Below are 2,834 nucleotides of genomic sequence, written 5' to 3' on the forward strand. Positions count from 1 at the left end.
GGCTGGCCCTGGCCGCCGGCCGCCTGCTGCTGCGCCGGCCGGGCGACCCCGGGCTCACCCGCCTCGCCGCGGCCCACCTCGCCACCGACACACCCCAGCAGCTGGCCACCGGCATCGCCAGCGGCGCCGAACTGCTCTTCGCCACCCTCGACGCCGCCCCCCACGCCAACCCCCTTGCGCGCATCGCCAGCGGCTGCCAGCTCTCCGGCTTCGACCTCGACCTGCTCGCCTTCGCCGTGCTCCCCTGCTTCGACGAAGACGCCGCCGCCACCATCGCCAGCCTCACCGGCGGGCCGCGCCGGCTGTCCGTCGGCCTCGCCCTCAAGCTACTGTTCGGCGACCACCCCGAGCCCGCCCCGGTGCGCCACGCCCTGCGGGTATCGCCCCTCTGGCAGGCCGGGCTGATCCGCCCCGACGAAACGCCCCGCCCGCTCCTCGAACGCCGCCTCGACCCCACCGAAACCCTCCTCGCCGGCCTCGACGGCCTGCCCCCGGCCGAAGCCGGCCCGGGCTGGCAGGTCCGCCGGATCGTCGCCCCGGCGCAGCCCGCCGCCAGCATCGAGCGCGCCGCCCGGCAGATCGCCGACACCCCCGGCGTGTGCCTGCACCTCAGCGGTCAGGCCGAGCGGGCCGAAGAAGTCCTGGCGGTGGCCGCCGCCCCCCTGCCGGCGCTGGTGCTCGACGCCCCCGACGACAGCGCCCCGCCGCCCTGGGCCGAAGCCCACCTGCTGCGCCTCGCCACCGGCGCCCGGGTCGCCCTGCGCACCGACGCCGGCCAGCTCACCGCCCCGGTGGGGGTGCCGCCGGTGCCGGCAATCGCCCCGCCCGGCTTCTCCCTGCGCGGCCCCGGCGCCCACCTGCGACGTCTCGAAGTCGGCGGCAGCGACCCCCTCGAACTCGCCGACGCCTGGCAGCGGGCCCTCGGCTGCACCCAGGCCGACGCCGACGAGCTGGCCGGCCGCAACTGGATCGACGACGAAGCCCCGGCCCGCGTCGCCGCCGCCCTGCCGCCCGGCGCCAGCGTGCCCGACGCCCTCGCCGAACTCGCCCGGATGACCCCGCCCCGGGCCCTGCGCCTCGCCACCCGCACCACCCCCGACGTGCCCTGGCAGCGGGTCGTGCTGCCGCCCCAGACCCGCGACCGCCTCGAAGACCTGATCCGCCGGGTGCGCCGCCGGGTGGGCGTGCAGCTGCGCTGGCAGATGGCCCGCGGCGCGCGCGGCCGCTCGGTGATCGGGCTGCTCTACGGCGAATCCGGCACCGGCAAGACCCTCGCCGCCGAAGCCATCGCCACCCGCCTGCACCTGCCCATGCTGTCCGTCGACCTGTCGCTGGTCGTCTCCAAGTACATCGGCGAAACCGAGAAGAACCTCTCCGAACTGTTCGCCGCCGCCGAGGGCTACGCCGCGCTGCTGTTCTTCGACGAGGCCGACGCCCTCTTCGGCCGCCGCACCAACGTGCAGGACGCCCACGACCGCTACGCCAACATCGAGGTCAACTACCTCCTGCAGCGGCTCGAATCCTTCGAAGGCTGCGCGCTCCTCGCCACCAACCTGATGCAGGGCGTGGACGACGCCTTCCTGCGCCGCTTCGATCAGGTGGTGCACTTCCCCCGCCCCGGCGTGGCCGAGCGCATGGCCATCTGGCGCGGGCAGCTCCCCACGGCGCACCTCGCGCCCGAGATTTCGATCGAGCAGCTGGCCGAGCGCTTCGAGCTCACCGGCGGCGAGATCCGCAATGCTGCCCTGTCGGCAGCCTTCATGGCCGCCGACGGCGGCACGGTGGTCACGGACGGCATGATCGATGCCGCCGTGGCCGAAGAGTTCAGCAAACTGGGCCGGCCGTTCCCGCGCCGGCAGGGAGCCTTTCCATGACCGACATCGCCACCACCCTTGCCCAGGCCAAGGCCAAACTCGCCACTTGGCAGGCCGAAGCCGCCACCGCCGCCGCCAGCGGCGCCTCCCAGGCCCAGTCCGCCGACGCCGCCTGGGACGCCGTGGCCGCCATCGAGGCCGCCTCCGCCCACGCCGAAGGGGTGCGCGGGCAGATCCTCGCCCGCAACGACACCCTCGCCGCCGCCCTCGCCGCCCGCGCCGCCGCCCTCGCCAAGGCCGAGCAGGCCCGCAGCGACGGCCCCACCCCACCGCTGGCCGACGCCACCGCCACCGCCCTGCGCACCGCGGTCGCCACCGCCACCGGCGTCACCCCCGCCACCAAGCTCGACGGAGCCGACTTCAAGACCGCCGTCGGCACCGTGGACACCACCATCGCCGCCCTCGACGACACCGCCATCGGCGATCTGGCCGCCGCCCTCGTCACCCTCGAAGCCAAGCTCCAGGATTACGAAGACAAGGAAGCCCTCGCCGAAGCCGCCCTCGCCGCCGCCGAAGCCGCCTCCGCCATCGTCGCCGACGACCTCTCCAAGGCCCTCGTCCAGCGCGAAGCCGCCGCCAGGCTCGCCGCCGCCGGCAACAAACCCGGCGCCGTGCTCGCCTACGTCGACTACCAGGCCGCCCGCGCCCGCCTCACCGCCGCGGCCGCCGGCGCCGCCGCCACCAAGCTGCAGACCGACTGGAACACCGCCCGCGACGCCCAGCTCTCCGCCGCGGCCGACCTCCTCGCCGCCCAGGTGGCGGTGATCCAGGGCCAGCTCGCCCTTGCCCGCAAACGCGCCGAGATGACCGCCAAGCTCGCCACCCGGGACGCCACCGCCACCGCCGCGCTGGATGCCGTGCTCAACCCGCCGCCGGCCCCCGGCCCCTGATCGCGGGCACGGAGCCCGCCCCGGCAGCCGGCCGCAGCGCGCCGGCCCCGGGCGCTCCGTGACCCGCGCC

At 76.1% G+C, this 2,834-nt stretch carries 2 protein-coding genes; both read left to right on the plus strand.

The features are described from left to right. On the plus strand, positions 1–1,874 hold a 1,874-nt coding region (locus tag ACE3N6_RS19045), incomplete at its 5' end, for an ATP-binding protein (RefSeq protein ID WP_374247398.1). After that, positions 1,871–2,764, plus strand: coding sequence for a hypothetical protein (locus ACE3N6_RS19050; RefSeq protein WP_374247399.1), 894 nt, complete (start codon positions 1,871–1,873; stop codon positions 2,762–2,764). The genes ACE3N6_RS19045 and ACE3N6_RS19050, both read left to right, overlap by 4 nt. Positions 2,765–2,834 lie beyond the last annotated feature (70 nt).

The organism is Zoogloea sp., assembly GCF_041904905.1.
In the GTDB taxonomy this organism is placed as follows: domain Bacteria; phylum Pseudomonadota; class Gammaproteobacteria; order Burkholderiales; family Rhodocyclaceae; genus Zoogloea.